This window comes from Gimesia algae (genome assembly GCF_007746795.1).
GTDB lineage: Bacteria > Planctomycetota > Planctomycetia > Planctomycetales > Planctomycetaceae > Gimesia > Gimesia algae.
On sequence record NZ_CP036343.1, the window covers coordinates 3,158,234 to 3,178,548 of the forward strand.

The window sequence follows — 20,315 nt, forward strand, 5'->3', positions numbered from 1 at the left end:
GATTTGAAGGCTACTCCTGACTGGCTGAGCTGTTCATCACGGGCTGTTGTTCTATGATCGACATCTCCTGTTTTTGCCTGACAGCCATGACGACTGAAATGGCAATGATGATCAGTCCGACCATTTCCGGAGAGAAAAACAAGATCCAGATCAGCCCCAGAGATAACAGCGTAAAAGCAGGATGCGTATTGAGCCATTCGGCAGACCGTGGTTGCACTATTTTTCCCAGGAGGGGCAGTAACACGAGGAGACTGACAACAGCCAGCAGCAGTTTCAGGTAAAGGTCAGGAATAATCCAGGCTGACAGAGCCTCTTCTTCGGGATCAAAGCTCCCGGTCCTGGAGAAATAATGCACCTTCTGCTGTGCTACCGGCTTGAGTTTCTGGTGAAACTGAGCGAAAAAGGAGGGGTTTGGTAAAATAGCCTTGTCATCAGATCTGACATATTGTTTGAATACAAAGACGCGATCCTTCAATGCCGCAAAGCGATTCAACGTCTCACTGATCCCCTGACGATTCAGATTGGGATCAGCCACAATTAATTCCAGCTGCTTTAGCGATTTCAGAATTGCCTGCCAGACAGGTTGTGAAACATTACTCTGGTCAGCCAGTTCGAGTTCCACCTCGGCGATTTTGAGTTCCGCTTCCAGTTGATCAGCAAAGTAAGAAAAGGCTGTGACCTCCTGTGAGAGGAATGTCCGATGCTGATTTGAGGAAATAATTTGAATTAAATTATGAGTCAACGGGAAGTTCACTGGCTGTGGTACCTGTAACCAGGCCTTTTCCAGAAAATATTCATGTTCAATCTGGTAAGACTCCCAAAAGAGAGTCAGTTCATAAAATTGAGGGCCCCCGTTCAACGGAATCGCCAGGGTTCCGTCTTTCTGTTCAATCGTATTATCATTCTCACCATTGATCAGCACAGCCATTAACTTCGTCTTTGCAGGCCAGCTCATTTCCAGAGAACGACTGGTCTGGTTAAACAGTTTAATCTGAGTCAGCCCATGAATGACTTCCGGATTGCTTAAAATAATTTCAGATTCCATAAAAGGAATAAATTCTTCGCTGGCTGCATCTGTGTCGCTCAATGTTGAAATCATTTTCCAGGGTCGGTTGCCGGTAAGATAAACATGTTCTTTACTGAAATCAGGAGAGATATCACAGCGTGCCTGAACCCAGTCTGGAACCTTATCCGGTTGAATCGTTTTTCGTTTCTTTTTATCAGACAGCTGAAATTCCAGCTGAGAGGATAACAGCAGGTAATGCTTTTGCAGTTTGGAATTTTCCAGTGTGACAGGGGCAATCATCAGCTCATGAGCAGGCTTTAACAGCGTCGCTCTCACAGAAATACTTTTTTCTTTTGTTCTGGAATCTGGTGGCTGTAAATGAACCAGCAGAGATCCATCCGGTGACTGGCCTGCCATTTCAAAGGGCATGCCGTCGATTGAATAATTCTCAGCATATTCTTTGGGGATCACCAGAGTGATTTGCTTTTCCTGATCGGGAACCGAAAAACGTAATGTCTGTGTCACTTCGATACGCTGGTCTTCGAGTGTATCCACCATCGTCAGAGAATCCGCGGTGATCAGCATGTTATGTGGTTTGATTGAAAGTTCAATCAGATCACTTTTTGAATCTATCGCCTGAAAACGACCCACGGCGGTAAGATGCTCAACCGAAACCGGCTGGCCCGCATCATCCTGCATCCGACGATAATCCGGCGAGGTCAATTTGATTTCGATCTGTGGTTTCTGATAGAGAGTCAGTTGAGAATCTTCAATTTTTGTCTGTTCGATCTGAATACCTGGTATCTTGAGGTTCCCCATGCTGCGAACGGGTAACCACCCTTTCAGCGTCAGATCCTGTAATCCTGAAGTTTTGTTTTTCAGAAACAGTGTGATCTGATTGCCGGCACGATGCCAGTGCGCCAGCCGTTCCACATCTTCTTCTTTCACCGAAAGTGATTCGATACGGAGTGCAGCCGGGACAGTCAGGATATGTCGAAATGCAGGTGCCTGACTGATTCGCAGTTCTGCTGAAAAGGTCCAGTCTATACTCTTCTGATTGATCACCAGCGACTGGCTGATTCGGGCAGAGCGATCTGGATTTTTAGATTTCAGTATCAGCGAGATGGTCGCTGGCTGATTCATCTGAAATAACAGGGACGCGGATTTCAGAATATTATCTTCTGGCTGCCGACCTGGCGTTTTGGCGGAGATCGAAGTGACCCCCTCAGGCAGCATCCCTGACTGTTCCACTTCGAATTCCGGCCCCGTCCGCACACCCATCTGCTGCGATATGATCTTGATTGTTGCATTCTGGGAATCAACCTTCTCCGATCCGAAATAAATGGGAGGTATTGTGATTTCTTTTAGGGAATCGCCAGAAGGAAATTCGAAAATGGCGTTGATGATAAATTCACCCGATTTGGATTCCGATAATTCCAGAAGCAGATCTTCATATTTATGTTCGGCTGTCGGATGCAAGGCCGGAATCACTGAGATGCCGGGGGACTTCACACTGCGGACAATCATACCTGCGGGCAGCTTCCAGGAAAGGTAATCCACTTTTCCATTTAGAACGTTGTATTTCACCTGCGCATCCAGGCGCGTCATTGAGGAAGACACTTCTGCATTGATAAGGATCGTCGCTTCCAGGTTGAGGGGACTGACTTCAGAACTTTGTCCCGTAAACCATTTCACCTTCAGCTGTGAGTTTTCTTTCAGATACGTCGAAAAACGCTTCTGGCCTGACAACTGATATCGGGAGCTGCCTGTACTTTCTGAAAGTTCAACAAGTTGAACCGCATCATGGAAATCAAACGAAAAATAATTGGTTGCCAGGGAAGGAATCGAGAGTTCAAACTGACCGCTGCCCGCACTGAGTTTCACTGCTGGATGCAGGACCAGTTCAATGCGATGATCCTGATAAGAATAATCGAAAACAGGTTTTTGCGCCTCCACAGGATCGTTTTGATCTGCAGAGACCGGTGATGTTTCACGCAGTTGATTACTGACATTGACCAGGATACTCTGACCGTCCGCGGCCAGTAATACTGGGACCACTTTACCATCGACCCTGCAGGAATCCGGTCCGCTGAGGTTCCCCCCGTTGATGGGCAGTCGAATGGTCGAAGACGTTCTGACAACCGGAATTTTTACCCGAAAGTCAGCTTTGACTGTCAGTAACTGATTATCGCGAATTTCTCCTGCATATTCCGCCGAAGTCAACAGATAATCCGGCTGTTCAGGACCTGCTACAAATTCTTCGAGAGTCTGCAGTAAATCCGGTGTCATATAAACGAATGATTCTGAATCAGTGCGAGCGCTATCTGGTAACAACACATATTCGGTCTGAACTACAGTCGGCTGATTTATGTCTGCGGAAAGGTTGATACTTGGCGAAGTTTGCGCATAACCTGTCGCAGTAATCCCCAGAATACCAGCCAGCAGCAGACGTGCTGTCAGGGATATCGAAGATAAAGAGTGCTGATACGCTTTGGTACTTTCATCCTCAATCTGTCGTTGGACTTCCTGTCTGAGAAATCGGCGAGGAATCAGCAGGACAATCAAAATTCCTGCCAGACAGCTACCGGAGATCTCAGCCCAGGCAAAAGGAAAAACCCAGGAAAGGATCACCGAAATCAGGATTCCCATAATGCAAAGCTTGTCGCGCTGTTTCACATTCCAGATTCGCAGCACCAAGCCAACGGTGACCGTTGACAGCAGGACGATCCAGGAAAATAAACGGACATTCCCCACGTTCGCAATTTCCAGAACACCTGACTTCACCGGAAACAATACAATAGCGTCCCACTCTGATCTGTTATTTCCCTGCGCATGATTCGGTTTTCCCAGGATTCCCAGAAAACGACGTGTGAGGGATTCTTCAGGCAGGGATTGCTGCAAAACCATATTCAGCGGCCCCTCCATCAGCTGAGTCCCCGTGGGAAGCACAAAATTCCAATCGGTTTCCAGAACTCGCTGGCTGATTTGAGGAAACGGGATCTGACGTGTCGTCGTCAGGAAATCAGAACGGGAGCTGGTCTGATACTGGATTGTAATCTGGTAGCTATCCAGCTGGTCAAACAGTGGAATCAAATACTGCTTCTCCGCTTCCACAGGAGTAATTCGTCTCCCATTGACGGTTGTCGAAATCAACTTCACTTTTTTCGGAAAACGAAAGAGGAATTTATCATCAAAGGTTTTGGAGAGATCAAGTAAGATGGCGGCTTCATGCACATCGGGCTCTCCATCCCCGTGCCCGAATTGAGAATGAATGCTGACCGTAGCGGTTCCCTGGTCCAGGCTGTTTTCCGGCATTTCAGAAGAACGGGTAATCGTTAATGCCCCCAGAGGTTGTTGATATTCCCATTCATAATTACGCTGATTTCGGGGAAAACCGGATCTGTCTTCGATGTCCGGTGGGAGCAGAAGCCCTTCCGTCTTCATTCTCAAATTGAGTTCATTGGAATTCAGTACCCGCACGTTTCCCTGAAAGGGCTGTGCCTGAGGCGCATAGACCAATGAAGCCCGGACTGTTTTCAGGAAAGGCCTGCTCCGTTCGCCTCGTATCTCAAGCTCTTTAAAAACAGGGGCCGGGAACGAAAGTTCCCACAGTTCTCCCAGATTGGGAAGATACCACTTTTGATGTTCGGAAACCGGTAGTTTCTTAATTTTGAGTTTCGCCTGCAGGCTGCTGTCTGAAGGCAGTGTCCATTCCAGTGGATCTCCTTCTTCTGACAGATAAACCATGACGCGCTGAATTCCTCTGGCCGGAGGCACACAATTCAGGATGTAATTTTCCTGAATTAAATCATCATTGAGCGCCAGATAAGTGCTCGCATTCACCTGAAATGTCTGTTCCAAGCTGGATAGTTTAAGACTGCCCCAGCGGGCTCCGGAATAAGGAGAGAGGTGAAAGAACCGGGAACTCTCCTGCATGACTGCGGGAAAGTGCCAGTTTTTAGGCAATTCACTTGCTGTCAGGTCTTCGACTTCTTTATCCGGATCAAATTGCAGTGCTAACTGGTTTGGTGCTGAGAGTTCCAGAATTCGATCGACGCTGCTGCATCCCAGTGGCCTGATACCGGAAAGCTCGATCTGTCGATTGGAAACAGGGACCAGCCGGCGTGCCTGAATTTCCAGAGTATAAGGAGCTTCAGGGGAAACAGCGACGGGCAAGCGAATACTCAACTTCTGCTGTTTATCACTTTGCTCAACATCCCATAAAATTGCTGCAGAATGGGTCTCTGCCGGACTGCTGACCTGAGTAATCTCCCAGCCTGAGGGAATCATCGATTCCAGTCGATAAGTCGAACCAGCAGCAGACGACCAGTGAATGCGTGAAGTCAGTTTCCAGACCTTCTCCTCCACCTGGATCAGACTGTGAACACGGGCAGAAAGATTTAACTCCGGTAATGCCAATCGATAGACCAGTTTGGCATCGGGTGCATACTGCTTAAAGTCATAGGCTTCTCCCTGCTCTTCCTGAATCAGCACGCCTGTCTGCCTCAAGTCTGTGAGACTGATCGCATGTGTCTCCAGGGGCGATGTAATATCGAGGTGAATTGTTCCACCGAGAAAATGCGCCTGCTGCAGTTTGAGCCGGGGAATCACAATCGCAGAATCCAGGGAAGGTGATGCGAGCGCACGAACAGACAACGGGCGTCCAATACCGATCAACGGGTCGATCAAATCGACAGTCATCAGGGTTTTTTCTTTGGACTTCACTATTTCGAAAGGGAGAGCCAGATCATTTCCCAGTGTCACTGAGTAGATGTCGTATTCCGCAGGAGCCGAAAATACCAGTTTCTGGACGGGTGTGTTGAGCACCTCTATCTGGAAATCCTCCCTCAAACGTAAACCATCTTCACGGATCCCCGCCTGGGCGAACTGATGGTAGAGAATTTGAGTTGGCGTGTTTTTGAGCTTATCTGCCTGGTGAATAATCGCCTGAAACTGAGACTGCCCCCCCAGTTCGACTTCCCAGAGATCGAGCTTTGAATCTTTGATCTGGCGGGGGCCTGTTACGTATCCGACTGAGGTTGTTAACAACATTCGCCGTGGCAGTTTGAGTTGCACGCGAGAGACAACTGTCTCGGGTAACTGGAAAGTGAATTCCGTTCTTTGTGGAAGTTGACGTCCTTTCAGACTCCATTGCCCGGTGAGCGCTTCGCCAAAATGATCAACCAGCAGGAGCGTTTTCTGATCGGGCGCCAGTCCCCAGACGGCATCCTGACTTCCCCATTTCAACTGATGCACGGCCAGATTCAATTGAGAAAGGTCGATAAAACCAGGTTCATTGCGGGAACAGTGCATGACATAGTTCAGTTCCCCGTCAATTAGTTGGTCACCTTTTAAGGTAGCAGTATATGTTGCTTCCTGAATCCAGGAATTGGGAGGCGAGTTCTGTTTGAGAAGCGCCTTTTTTTTCAGATCCTGATACTTTTTCAGTGGAACAGGAAACCAGTTTCCTTCAGGCCAGTTGGAAGTATCGCTGCCGGAAACACTGGTTTCTTCAATTCGCAATGTGGGAGACAACTCCCAGACGGAATTGTCCGCTGCTGCAGCTGTGATTGGCTGGATCAGACAGCAGAGCCACGTGATGCAGATTCCGATTCCGTAAACCAGAGCATTACGAAAACAGCTGATGAGTTGATTCCCATTCATCGATTCGCCCCGGCTTCTGACGAGGAGACTGGTTTATCAACCACTTCAGAACCGGGACGGACAGCGGTGATATCTTCAGGATCGACTTCCGATGGTCGGATACGTTCTGAAATTGACGGAGGTGGAATGAAATCGCTGGGTGCCGACATTGTCAACAGTTTCGACTCTCGACGTTTCCTGGAGGTCCCATTGATCATCGCTGCCACAACCGCCAGCAGTAATCCAAATACAGCAGGTTGCAGGAGTACTTCTACTGGAGCGGTATACCAGAGTGCAACAGCAGAGACGGCGGTAATCATCAGCAGTAGCACTAATGCACTGCGCAGTACTGAGATACTCATTAAAATGAAGCCCAGCAGTAGTGCTGTTCCAGCACCGATGAAGACAATCATGGAACGAGATAACGCCTGAAACTGCAGCGAAGTCGCCGGTCCCAGTCGATAGAACTGATAGTCGTTCACGCCTAAAAACTCGTCGGATTGGGGAGGTGAATTTTTGAGTGCCACCGGTATTTCATCCTGGCCGTAGAACTGTCGAGACCAGAATACTCCCTGATTTTCCCAGCGAAACTGGGGGGTATATCCCAGCGGAATCGTTAATAAATGCTGATTGTTAGGCAGACTGATTTTCCACATCGTTTTTTCGATCCACAGATTGTCTGCGAATTCTGCGGCGGCAACCATCAGTGGTTGGAACTGAGAGTCACGCTGATGTTTCGTAGAGCCATAGTCAATCGTCAGGATATTCTGTTCATTTTCCTTTTCTTTGGGAGATGGCAGAATCAGCTGATACTCCTGAGTCTTACCCTGCTGCAGACTGCCGGTCACACGCTGGTTATTCCACCAGATGTCATCAATTTTAATGGCTGCATCTTCGGGCATGCGGAAAGTTAATGATCTGGGAGAAACCGGAAACTCATACTGAGCCCGCGCCTGGTAGGAACCGGTTAAATCCAGGCTGCATTGAATCCAGGCCTGACTGATTGAATAGGCAAACAAGGAACCGGATTCATTTTTATTCAGCTTGAGACTGATGTCCGCTTTCGGATCGATGGCTCTCCAGAAGGCGTTATTATTCATCGCCAGTTGCTGCTGCCAGGCTGCATCCAGGCTTTCAATTTCCAGATATTGGGTATCTTCTTCATCCATCAGAGACAATTCAAACTGGCTTTCGGAAAAAGGAACATCGTCTGAACGAATCAAAGGAACATGGAGTTCATCGGGAGAATTCTGCGGCAACAGATAGACAGCGGTGATTTTAACCGAACCCAGTTTTTTACTCCGCAAAGAGAGCCGGGCATTCTGCACGGAATCTGTTTCATCAGAAGTCCAGGTCGGTACCAGCGGATTCTGTTCATTATCCAGATAGAAATTGACTCGGTTTTTCAATGCCAATGGAACCCGTAACCTGATCTCAGACAGCGGTTCATATTCAATCTGATACTGAATCTCCTGTTCCACACGCATTTCTGCACTTTCAATTTCCAGTAGCGCAGAACTGGTGGCTGTAATCTCCTGATTATGAATCGAAACCACAGCCGAAAACTCATTGGCACCTGGTTGAATCTGGTATTCGTTTTTGCGCAGGTTGAGAACTTCGACGGGTAAAGTAAATTGTCCCCCTTGCGCGACCGGAGTGGTCAGAACCTGTGTTTTGGGTGCAGGAGTCAGATCCGTCACAACGTTGGTATCATTGACAACGACCAGTGATGTCGCAGACAGACTGGGCGCTTTGATTTCCGGCAGGGTAAAATTAAAAGGCTCCTGATCCGCGATGACGGGACGACGGGCCCGGAATGTGATTTCAAACTCACCTTTGGAACGCTTCAGCAGGTTGATATTGATATGTCCCGGCTGCGACTGATCGATCCCAATCGCTTCCGTTAACGATGGTTCCTGCATGAGTTCCAGTTCCCAACCCTCTTTGGTTCGATCGGGCCAGTGGAGAGCCACCTGATCCAGAGCCCCCTGGAATACATTGATCTGCACGCGGGCTTCCAGTTCTGCCCGGTTGCCAAACATTTGTACCAGATAAAACGGTCTGGCTGAAAAATAGGGTTTGACCCGTTCGATATTCAAAGGAAGCTGAAATGGCTGATTCAGAAAGCGATAAGAACTGTCCAGATCTTTCTGATTCGCCTTAATCTGATACACGGATCGATTCTGACCTTCCGTGCGGAAAATGCGATAGCCATCCAGAGTCTGGATATCAATCAATCCGGTCTGACGCTTGGCACGACTGACTTCAAATCCGTCTATCAGAAACTCCCCCTTCTCTTCGGGAAAATCTCGCTCCAGTGTCCACTGCAGTTCGATCGGGCCGACCGTCGGTTCGATCAATGAAACATCGACAATGTTGTCCTTCAGTAACTGATGACTCTTATAACCATCACACTTTACATCCAGCAGTCGAAATGATTTGGGTAACTTGACCTGTACGGTCTGAAAGCTGCCTGTTAAGGCCTTGATCGATTGTGAGGCATTGAGCAGCACGGAATCGGATGTAAAATCTGTTGTCAGCAGTGTCTCAGCCTGCAGGACCGTTTCTACTTTCTTCTCATCAGGAATGGGTTGCCAGGAAAGATCCAGCTGGTCACCCAGCCCGAACATCTCCACCAGACACTGATCGCCTGAGATTGCTTTTTTGGAAACAGCCACACCGGTGGGCACTTCCAGGCTGACCTGAGGCAGTGGAATGGTCAGCTTTAGATTGCTGACGGCAGTTTGCGGCAACACAAGCTGTAGACGGCGGGAGGGCAGTTGCTGTTTGAGTGAAACACTCACAGTCAGATTCAGCTCGTGTGTGCCTTTACCCTGGAACCACCAGAGATAACCTTCAGTTCGATTAAAGCCCCCTGGGCTCGATTCTCCTGCTCCTTTGTAACTGGTTTTGAGAAAGATCGATTCATTTAATTTGACGGGGACACGGATCCACTTTTTTTCTTCATTGATCAACACCACGATTCGTATATCGAGAACAGCGCGATCGTCTTTAATGACTCCATCGAGTGAAACGGATGAAACAGCGTACGCCGGTGAGCGTTCGACCTGGCTGTTCTGTTTCTGTTTGAGATATTCCAGGATCTGATTCAGGCTGAGATTCGGTAGTGGGAAATATTGACCATCATCACCTTTAATATACACATCCTGCTTCGCGGCTCCCTGAGCAGTGCCACTGATATTCTGTTTGAAATCAGTGTCCCTTGGTTGAGGAACGACGACGGCACCACTTCCTGCAGGTTGAGCAGTCTTGCCTGGAATCGATGGGGAATCGTTCTTTCGGTCGCCCGCTGGTTTCAGATTGTTTTTTTCAGGTTGAGTTGACTGGGCGAAAACGGAGTCACACGTACCTCCCACGCAGAATACAAACAGGAACACCAGTCCCAGCGCGACTGAGATGATACGTGCAAGATATGACATAATTGTTAATAGAACCCAGTTTTAGGGAACAGATAACCTCTGATTGAGTTCGACCACCGGACTGATCCCGAGCTAGATGATCACAACTCTCAAACTGACAGTTTCCTGACAGACTCAAACCATATCCCTATGTACACAATCCGACCCTGTCTGTGTTTTTCTCACTGCTTCTATCATACGTCGTATTTTGGGCACATTAAAGAAGGAATCTCGAAGCTGACTAAAAAAGCGTCTCAGTTAACAATGCCTGCAGGGCGACATGAATATTTGTGCCATTTGTGGCCAAAATACTGGGATTTTCAATGGTAAATTCCGCATTTTCGATTGATGTGACCGCGCCCCCTGCTTCCCGGCAGATGAGCACACCTGCCGCCATATCCCAGGGTTTCAGATTACTGGACCAGTAACCGTCAATCCGACCGGCTGCCACGTAGCATAAATTCAACGCCGCCGAGCCTGTACGCTGCAGTGTCTGCGCTTCAGGGAGGACGCGCAAAAACCGGTCGATGGCGATATCCCGACCTGTAACACCTACCGGTAAACTGGCTACCAGCATCGCCTGATCCAGACTGAGAAAACGGGACGGCGCAATGGGAGTCCCATTTAATGTTGCCCCGCGTCCCTGAACTGCAGAGAACATTTCGTCGCGATTCGGGTCATAAACGACTCCCAGAACAAGCTCTCCCTGATGTTCGAGTCCAATGGACACACAATAATACGGGAATCCGTGTACATAATTGGAAGTCCCATCCAGAGGATCAATGACCCAGCGATATTCGGAATCGCCATCCTGCTTGTTTAACCCCTCTTCTCCTAGCATATTATGGTCAGGATAGCAGTCGCTGATATGGTTTAAAATCGCTTTTTGTGAAGCGAAATCAGCATCAGTCACCAGATCAGCACGGCCTTTTTCAGAGACCCGAAATTCATCGACCCAGTCCAGCAGACATTTAGCCCCTCTCCGGGCAGCCGTTTCAGCAACATCAAGTAATTCTGTTGAATTCAAAGTTCATCCTTCCTTGAAACACCTGTGAGCCCACTGCGTGATGCAGAAGCGTCTATGTCTGTAATCCGTCTGATGCGCGGAAACAGAAAACCAGAGAAAAGCCCCCTGCCATGTCTGACTCTGCGGATCATAGCGATTCTCCAGATAAACCTCATTTTAGGTATCATGGAACGTCGCGCGAACCGTTAGCCTCGTGAAATCAGAATTCTTTGGACTCTTAACTGAAAATTCAAATCCTCCGTCCGGTCTCTCGCCTGCGTTGCAAACAGGCAATACTGACAAGAGGTTACAAAGTCAGCCCTGACTCATTTCTATAAGACTGTACCAGAACAGTGCGTTTGCGGCCGGGCGAGGTACCCTGCAGCGTATGATTAAATTGACTGTATCAGTATCAGGGAATACCTGCGTTGTAACAGTTTTGACGGTTTTATGATTCATTGTTGCTTTAAGCAAACAGTGAAACCAGAGCGACAGCGTTTTTTTTCAGATTGAAAGTATCTCTGGGGAAACGTGAGGTATATTTTCAACACCTGCTGTCAGGTTCAGCATACATTTACCAGATAACGTACCTGCCTTAATCGGTAGAACTTCCATCACCAGATAGATTGATTGAAAAGAACAGCAATGGATTTTCAGCTCACACAAACTTCACTGTATGTCATGGCAATCAGCGTGGGGATCTTCACCGTGATCGCTGCGATCACGGATTACAAAGCCAGAAAAATCTATAACGTATTGACGGTTCCCTTCTTTGTATTAGGCATCATTTACCAGCTGGTATTTAATGGCTGGGAAGGCCTGATGTACGGCGGGCTGGGATTCCTGGCAGGCTTTGGTTCTTTCTTTCTGATCTGGATCGTCGGCAGTGGTGCTGCAGGTGACGTGAAAATGATGGGAGCACTGTCGATCTGGCTGGGCTTCAAAGCGACCATTGCCGTCATGATCATCGGTACGGTGTTCGTGTTGATTGGCTCCTTTGCGGTGCTCTTCTGGAGTGTTGTTACTCGAGGTGCACGTAAAACCAAAGAAACTTACCTGGCAACAGGCAAAGCATTAAAGAATAAAAAGAAATACAAACCGGAAACCATGGCATCAAAGCAAAAGCGAGGCCTGATGCCGTTCGCGCTGCCTGTTGTGCTGGCGACATGGAGTGTCACCACCTGGATGGTTATCAAGGCAGTCGTACTTTAAGTCGGCATGTACCGAGAAACAGATCATCAGAAATACTGTTGAAAGTAATTCAGCAATGATAGTCAAACGAGTTCAACATAATTCGAGACAGTCAGAACGCCGGGGGTTCCTGAGCATGGAACTCGCGCTGGTGTTACCGATTTTCGGTATCGTGCTGTTCGCGTTATTAGAATTCACACTCTTGTTTTATGCACGGGCGGATGTCGTTGAAGCCAGCCGTATCGGCGCTCGACTGGCGTCGCTGCCTGGCATCACTCAGGAGAATGTAGAACAGGAAGTATTGAAAATTCTGCCACCACAGTTGGGACAAGGCGCTGTCATCCAGACAGAGATGGGAGAGCATCCCGGTGATGTTGTGATGGTGGCTGTCAGTATTCCGATGAAACTGGCCTCGCCGAATCTACTGTGGCCTATCGGATACGACCTACAGGGACAAAATTTGTATTCAGAAACAAGGATGATCAAAGAGTGATTCGTTTCGCGAATTGACTCGCACCTTGTTGATTTGGAAATAATCGTAAAGCCCTCCGACGATTCAACAGGAGGGGAAACTGGAAGCCGGGCATCCGCTCTGCTTCACCAAGTTACGGGAGATTGATCCGGTGAAAAGCCTGACCCCTGCAAAAGTAACACTGTTGATGTTTGGCGTCTTCGGCATACTGATTGCAGCCTATATAGGAAAACGATTACTGGCGGGCAAAGAAGAAGCGCCGCCGGTTGCCACACGCAACATTCCCATGGCGATCAGTGAACTGGAACCGGGCACCCTGGTAACCGATGAGCATCTGGGTCTGGGGCCAATTGCTATCAAAAACCTGAAACCGGAAATGATGACATCAAACCGTGTTATCGTCGGTCGTATCGTCAAGGAACGTATTCCTGCCGCGACCCCGATTTCAACCGGTCAGTTGTATCCGGCTGGTGAAACACCGCCCATCAAGGTGGAGCCAGGCATGCGGGCCATTTCCGTATCGCTGGAATCTTCAGTCGATCTGGTCGATGGACTGATCAAACCAGGTGAGTACGTCGATGTTCACATGACGCCGACAGGTATGAATAATGACAAACGTTTGAATGGTGGGATGACGCTCACACTGTTTAACGGTGTCCGCGTGATCGCTATCAATCGCAGCTATACTCAAAACAGCAGTTCCCAGCGTGGTACGAATGTCACGCTGGAACTGACTCCCGAGCAGGCCAACATCATGATCCTGGCCCGTGACCGCGGTGAAATCACCATGAGTTATACGCCGGAAGGAAAAGGGGATGGTGGCGTTGCCGTCAGCAACGCTGAAAAAGCGACCTTGTTTGAAATTCTCGGATTGAAGACTCCGGAAAAGCCAAAAGAAGAAGAACCTCCTAAGCCCTTTGTCGTGGAAGGTTATTATGGTTCCACACGCAGTGTCAATAAATTTGATCGAAACGGGTTACGTATCGGCGACTATGACAGTTACCGTCGCGGTGGAAATGGTGCATTCAACTCGGGTGGATACCTGAATCCTCAGTGGGGAAATGGTGGTGTTGACAGCGACAGTGGTTCTATCAGTGCCCCCGCTGGTCCTCCCAATTCAAACTCTGACTCCAATGGACCGACGGCTCAAAGTAATCCGAACCCAGGCGTTCCCCAAGGCGGTCCGGGCAGACAACCTGGTCCTTACGCCCGCTCGTTTTCGTTTCCTCAAAACCAGACTGCGGGACGTTAGGAATCACGAATTTAATCTCCAGCGAGTTCTTTTTGATATTGATCACTGAAGTTCAGACTTATGAAACGTGTCCAGCAAATCCAGTTCACAAGATCGCAAGCGAACGCACGCCGAGGGGTGATCACCCCTCTGGCAGCGATTGTGCTGCTTGTCGTGATGACGGGCATTGCGCTGATTGTGAATCGACTGTGGCTGGATGCTGCGTCGCTGGAAGTTACCACCTGCGTGGAGACGGCGGCTTTGGCAGCGGGACATGAGCTGGTTTCTGATGAGCTCCTGAAAGAAAAACCAGACTTCAATGTGCTGATGGAACGGGCAGAAAGTACCGCCAATCAGGCTCTGAAACTGAATACGGTTGCCGGTCACCGAATTGGAATCAATCTCACCAAAGGAGATAACTTACTGTTTGGGAAGTTAGTTCCTAATGAAGAGACGGGATTGAGAAAGTTTCTGGAGACGGATCATGAGCCGGAGAGCATTCAGATTAAAACTCATAATTCCAGCCGACTCGCCAATCCGGTTGCGGATTTCATGGCGGACCTGACTCGCACTAATCTGGGTAGGACCGGCGCGCAAATTGAAGCGACTCTGGACAATCATGTAATAGGAGTTCGTCCCTTTGAAAATGTCCCGGTGCCCGCTTATCCCCTGGCGATTTTGAAGAACGATCCGACAGGAAAGCATACAGAAACCTGGGAACTCCAGATCAACCAGAAGCGAGGTAAAGATAAATATCGTTTCGACCCTGAGACGAAAACAGTCAGTCGTGGTTCGGATGGTATCCCGGAAATCATTCTTACCGGAAAACCGCGGCGAGGCGAAATCACGGATGCCAATCTGCAGCTCCTGGATTTTGGTTCTGATTTAAAGTCAGAGCCGATAGTTCGCCAGATCCTTTCAGGACTCACCAGAAACGATTTAAAACACTTTCACGGAGAACTGCTGTTTAACGGAACTCCTCTTCCCGTACATTGCAGTCCTGACATTGAATATGCAGAACAGGATGCGTTCCAGGACATGGTCGGACAGTGTCGTATCTGTTTTTTATATGAACAGGTCACCGCTTCCAGCCAGAAATATGACGGAACTGCAGACTGCACGAATCTGGTCGCAGGGCGAATCATGGCGGTCCAGCGAGCTGATAACCAGACAACTGAAATTATACTGCAACCTGCAGTGATCACAACACGTACCGTGATTCTGGCTAAGCCGGAAACAGATCCACCTGCTGACCAATCTAAATCAGATCCGAAACAGACAGCAGACACCGCAAAACCAGTATCCAATAAATACATTTACAAGCTTTATCTGACCCGTTAAGGGTGGAGAGTTCCATGGTAATACAGAGCGAAACAAGCGCAGGCAGTCCTAATGCTGATGCCAAAAAAGCCTTCCAGAGGCTGAAGACACAACTGCATCATCAGATGGTGGACGCCATCGATTTTTCCAAGGCGGGAGATCTGCCTGAAGAAGACCTGCGTATCAAACTGCGTGGTCTGGCAGAGCATCTTTGTATGCAGCAGGATATTGCTCTTGATCAGACGAACCGCGATATCATGGTCCGGGAAATCCTTGATGAAATTTATGGATTCGGCCCTCTGGAACCATTGATGAATGATCCGGAGATCAGCGACGTGCTGGTCAATGGAGCCGATCGTGTGTTCGTCGAGCGTAATGGTCTGCTGGAAGAAACCGACATCAGTTTTGCTGACGATGAACACTTATTGCAGTTAATCCATCGCCTGGTCGGGCGCGCCGGTCGTCGTATTGATGAAGTCTCGCCGATGGTTGACGCCAAACTCCCCGATGGTTCCCGTCTGAACGCGGTGATTCCTCCGCTGGCATTAAAAGGCCCTACACTTTCCATTCGTCGTTTCCGAACTCAGGCATTGTTATTTGACGACATGGTCAAAAAAAGATCATTGGCGCCTGATATGGCCCGCTTCCTTGAGATGGCCGTGCATGGTCGCCTCAATATTCTGATCAGTGGTGGTACCGGTGCCGGTAAAACCACGCTGCTGAATAACCTGAGTCGTTACATTTCAGGGAAAGAACGAATTGTGACCATTGAACAGACAGCGGAACTGCAACTCCAGCAGCCGGATGTCGTGTCACTGGAAGCACGTCCCTCCAATATTGAAGGGCAGGGAGAAATCAACCAGCGTGACCTGTTAAAGAACAGTCTGCGAATGCGTCCTGACCGGGTAATCGTCGGGGAATCGCGAGGCGGTGAGGTGCTGGAAATGCTGCAGGCGATGAATACTGGTCACGATGGTTCGATGAGTACGGTTCACGCCAACGACACCCGTGACGCTCTGGACCGGCTGGAACTGATGATTGCATTGTCCGGTGCAGAACTGCCTAATGCGATTGCCCGCCGATACATTGCCTCTGCAGTTCACCTGCTGGTACACATCAGCCGTCTCCCCAATGGTGAGCGAAAAGTGATGCGTATCTCGGAACTGATCGGCTTTCAGAACGGCGAATATATGGTCGAAGACCTGTTTGTCTTTCGAATCACCAGTGTGGAGAAAAATGGTCAGGTCAATGGTGCCTTCTATGCAACTGGACATCATCCTGTTGCGATGAACTGGTTAACGCAGACCAACTTCGATGACTGCGAAGATCTGTTCCACGCCCGTGAGCTGAAACTTTCTGATAATCCATCAGAACAACAGGATGAACAGGAGCAATAAGCATGGCCACTGACGCCGCTATTAAAACGAATAAAGTGGAAGATTTTTCGGGGATCCTCCGTAATCAAGACCGGTACGCAGTCAGCGATTCAAAACAGCTTGGGAACCGCTTGAATGGCGGTTTTGATGAATTGATCACCCACTCTGGTGTGGATGCCAATCCCGGGGCGATCCTGTTTCTCTGCCTGATGAGCGGCTTCCTGGTTGGTGGCTTGCTATTCATTATACAGGAAAACTTTCTTTCCACCTCAATTTCCTTCATGGTAGGTGGAATGGCTCCGATCGCATACCTGATATTCAGCAGATCAAGCCGTCAGAAAAAGATCAATGATCAGCTGTCCGATATGATTGACGAACTCGCACGAGCTGCTAAAACGGGTCGCAGTCTGACACACTGCTTTATCAGTGTTGCTGAGAAAACACCTGCGCCACTGGGCGATGAACTCAAGGAAGCATCACGTCGTTTGCAGATGGGTGTTTCCATGAAAGCCGCTTTGGATGGGTTATATGAGCGAACGGGAGTTGCCAGTCTGAACATTCTTTCCATGGCATTGATTGTCCATCAGGAAACCGGGGGGGACCTGGTGAAAGTTCTGGAACGCCTGGCACGAACAATTCGCGACCGTGTATTGTTCCTGGGACGTCTGCGTACTGCGACGGCCGGTAGCCGTGCCACTGCGGTGCTGATGATTTTGCTGCCGCCACTGATATTAGCGTTCTTCATTTTACGAGATCCGACGTACCTCACCACATTGATGGCCTCTTCCTGGGGGCGTGGCGCAACCTTTGCCGCTATCGCGCTGCAGGTGATTGGCTCTCTGTGGGTCTTGAGAGTATTGAAAACCAGTCAACGAAGCTGATAAAAAAGATTTTATTAAAACCTGCCAGAAACTGGCGAGGGTAATCCCATGTTTACACCAACAATTACAATTTCCATCTTTTACACCATCTGCGGTCTGATCGTTTTATGGATGCTGTTTCGCATCATCCGTAAACGGAAACCACAGAATACAGAGCCCAAGCACGCGCAGCAGAAAGCAGAGGTTCAACCAGAGCGCGCATCACTGGCTCCCTCTGCCACGTCTAGCAGCGCTGCTGCAGCGACCTGGGAACATCAGCAGCTGTTTTCCGCAATCAATACAAATCAGCAGCCCGCTTCCACACTGCCTCCCGTCGAAGCAGGTGATGTGCCATCCATGGGCGGTGATGATTATGTCTTCGGTTCTGCGACCCCTGCTCTGGCAGAGATGATGCCCGAGTCGGAAGGACGCCGTGCTCAGACGAAAAAAGAATTGCAGGCAGCGGGTTACTATCAGCCGCATGCGTTACACAACTTCTCTGCAATCCGATTCCTTTCGATTGCCGGGACATTGCTGTTTTTCGGTGTTGTGTTACTGATTATGCCAGAGCGTTTTGAAATCCCGATTCTGGCAGCCATGCTCATCGTGCCGATCCTGGTCTGGGCGGTTCCATTCCTGATTGTCACTGGTAAAGCATCTGACCGTAGAAGTGAAATCGAACAGGGAATTCCCGACATGCTGGACATGTTAAACATGTGTGTGTCGCAAGGAATGACCGTTCCACACGCCTTAAAGAAAATTATCCGCGAGCTGGCCAAGGTCTATCCGGCGCTGGCTCATGAACTGAAAATTGTGATCGAACAATCCTCAATTGGAACGTTCTCGCAGGCACTATCCAACTTCAGTAGACGTATCGACGTACCGGAAGTGCATTCGTTCGCCGCTCTGCTGATTCAGACCGATCAGATGGGTACGAATGTAACATCGGCCCTGCAGGAATACAGTGATAACATGCGAGAAAGTCTGTCACAGCGGGCAGACGAAAAAGCCAACAAAGCGACATTTAAACTGCTGTTCCCCACCGTATTCTGCCTGATGCCGGCGATTTACATCTTTCTGCTCGGCCCCGCGATTGTGGAACTTTCCGACTTCTTCCAATCCGGAGGTCGCGACAGCCTGAACACAACCACCGATATGTTCCAGCAGGTTGGTGGACCGTAATCTCTGTCGAACAGACTGTTAATTTAAAAACATCCTGACAGCAAATGTTGTCAGGATGTTTTTTTTATCTCTGGTTTGACTGAATGCAGTTCTGGTCAGACTTGAGGCAATTCCCAGTCCTGCCGATATTCGCGACCGAGAAGTGCGTTGGCCGATTCATTTCCGATGATTTGATTCAGGCGTGTATCAAAATGAATTTCCTGTCCGGCCCGGAACGCCACATTTCCCAGATGACAGAGTGCACTGGAGACATGACCGATCTCAATATCCGAAGTCGGCGTTTTACGAGATTTAATACAATCGATGAAGTTTCGATGGTGGGTTGTTGCCTGGTCACTGGTCCCGGACGTCGCAGCATCTTTCTGATCATAAACTTTCCAGCCACCCCGATCGACGACCAGCGTGCCCTTATCCCCATAAAATGCAGCGGCCGCATTCCGTCCTTCCATGCCATGTGTGCTCCAGAGACGATGTTCCCAGACAATCGTTTTGTCAGAATAACTATACTGGACCACCTGGGTGTCAGGGGTTTCCTGATCATCGTTGAAGAAATATTTTCCACCTGACGCGGAAATCCGCTCTGGTAACTCCACGCCCAGTCCCCAGCGGGCAATGTCCAGCATGTGGACGCCCCAGTTCCCCATTTCACCGGTCCCATAATCCCAGAACCAGTGCCAGTTATAGTGAAAGCGATTAGGGTTGAAGGGACGGCTTGCGGCGGGTCCCAGCCAGAGATCATAATTCACGCCGGCAGGAACAGTGGTATTTTTCTTTTTGCCGATCGGTTTGCGGCGGTGAATAATCCAGGCTTTGGCCAGCTTGACCTCACCCAGTTTCCCGCTCTGAACAAAATCAACCGCGGACTGAAAATGGGAACCGCTGCGTTGATGGATTCCGGATTGAACCACGCGCTGATATTTTCTGGCCGCTTCGATCATCTTCAAACCTTCGTTGAGATTATGCGAAACCGGTTTTTCGACGTAGACATCTTTCCCCGCCTGGCAAGCCATGATTGCCATTAAAGCGTGCCAGTGATCGGGCGTGGCGATGACCACGCCATCAATCTCCGGATCATCCAGGACTCTGCGGAAATCGGTGACAAACTCAGGAGCGACTGCCTGCCCTTTTTCGATCGACTTGATTGCCGCTGGTGCGACGGATTCATCTACATCGCAGATGGTCTTGATGCGTACATCAGGGAACGCGGCCATGCTGGAAGTCAGGAATTTCCCCTGCCCGCGCACGCCGATCCCCGCCAGTACAACCCGCTCACTGGGCGAAGATTCTGCGCGCGTAAGATTACTGGCCAGGCCAACCACCCCGGCTGCCATCCCCGCTGCATTGCGTGCACTACGATCCAGAAACTGTCTGCGATTGACGTCCCGTTTCAGAAATTCTTCTACATCCACTTCAAAACCTCTTACGTTAACTCCCGGTGAAACAGGAACTTTTGAATTTGTTCCCAATCATGGATTTATTCTGAGCGCCTCAGAGTCTATTATAACAGATAACAGTATCGAATATATCCTGTCATTCTACATACATTACGCATTTCTGTCACATTTAATGAACTCCAATCTACAAAGAGAGTCGAGTCGTCAGTCGTTTC

The 20,315-nt window shown here is 49.2% G+C and carries 11 protein-coding genes; 7 read left to right on the forward strand and 4 right to left on the reverse strand.

What is annotated here, in order from left to right; translation table 11 throughout:
- Nucleotides 1-10: 10 nt before the first annotated feature.
- From Pan161_RS11460 to Pan161_RS11470, 3 genes are all read right to left on the reverse strand, one after another.
- On the reverse strand, nt 11-6,670 hold the full coding sequence (locus tag Pan161_RS11460; RefSeq protein ID WP_145226902.1) for a hypothetical protein: 6,660 nt from the start codon (nt 6,668-6,670) through the stop codon (nt 11-13).
- On the reverse strand, nt 6,667-10,089 hold the full coding sequence (locus Pan161_RS11465; RefSeq protein WP_145226904.1) for a hypothetical protein: 3,423 nt from the start codon (nt 10,087-10,089) through the stop codon (nt 6,667-6,669). Before Pan161_RS11465 ends, Pan161_RS11460 begins: the two co-directional genes overlap by 4 nt.
- Nucleotides 10,090-10,309: 220 nt before the next feature.
- The gene (locus tag Pan161_RS11470; protein WP_145226906.1) at nt 10,310-11,095 is read right to left on the reverse strand and encodes an inositol monophosphatase family protein; all 786 of its coding nucleotides are present in this window, start codon (nt 11,093-11,095) and stop codon (nt 10,310-10,312) included.
- A 624-nt stretch (nt 11,096-11,719) separates the two neighbouring features.
- On the opposite strand from Pan161_RS11470, the gene Pan161_RS11475 reads away from it, so the two are divergent.
- The 7 genes from Pan161_RS11475 to Pan161_RS11505 all read left to right on the forward strand — a co-directional run bounded on the left by Pan161_RS11475 (nt 11,720) and on the right by Pan161_RS11505 (nt 18,706).
- A complete protein-coding gene (locus Pan161_RS11475) occupies nt 11,720-12,286 on the forward strand; it encodes an A24 family peptidase (protein ID WP_145226908.1) in 567 nt (188 codons plus the stop codon).
- Nucleotides 12,287-12,341: 55 nt separating this feature from the next.
- Nucleotides 12,342-12,758 carry a TadE/TadG family type IV pilus assembly protein gene (locus tag Pan161_RS11480; protein ID WP_145226910.1) on the forward strand — a complete coding sequence of 139 codons (417 nt, stop codon included), beginning with the start codon at nt 12,342-12,344 and terminating at the stop codon, nt 12,756-12,758.
- 130 nt (nt 12,759-12,888) lie between these two features.
- Nucleotides 12,889-13,989, forward strand: coding sequence for a Flp pilus assembly protein CpaB (gene cpaB / locus Pan161_RS11485; RefSeq protein ID WP_145226912.1), 1,101 nt, complete (start codon nt 12,889-12,891; stop codon nt 13,987-13,989).
- A 60-nt stretch (nt 13,990-14,049) separates the two neighbouring features.
- The gene (locus tag Pan161_RS11490; protein WP_145226914.1) at nt 14,050-15,309 is read left to right on the forward strand and encodes a hypothetical protein; all 1,260 of its coding nucleotides are present in this window, start codon (nt 14,050-14,052) and stop codon (nt 15,307-15,309) included.
- Between the two features lie 14 nt (nt 15,310-15,323).
- Nucleotides 15,324-16,685: a CpaF family protein gene (locus tag Pan161_RS11495; RefSeq protein ID WP_145226916.1), complete on the forward strand. Its 1,362-nt coding sequence runs from the start codon at nt 15,324-15,326 to the stop codon at nt 16,683-16,685.
- Nucleotides 16,686-16,687: 2 nt separating this feature from the next.
- Nucleotides 16,688-17,545, forward strand: coding sequence for a type II secretion system F family protein (locus Pan161_RS11500; RefSeq protein WP_145226918.1), 858 nt, complete (start codon nt 16,688-16,690; stop codon nt 17,543-17,545).
- Between the two features lie 48 nt (nt 17,546-17,593).
- Nucleotides 17,594-18,706: a type II secretion system F family protein gene (locus Pan161_RS11505; protein ID WP_145226920.1), complete on the forward strand. Its 1,113-nt coding sequence runs from the start codon at nt 17,594-17,596 to the stop codon at nt 18,704-18,706.
- 95 nt (nt 18,707-18,801) lie between these two features.
- On the opposite strand, the gene Pan161_RS11510 is transcribed toward Pan161_RS11505, so the two are convergent.
- On the reverse strand, nt 18,802-20,115 hold the full coding sequence (locus Pan161_RS11510) for a Gfo/Idh/MocA family oxidoreductase (RefSeq protein WP_145226922.1): 1,314 nt from the start codon (nt 20,113-20,115) through the stop codon (nt 18,802-18,804).
- Nucleotides 20,116-20,315 lie beyond the last annotated feature (200 nt).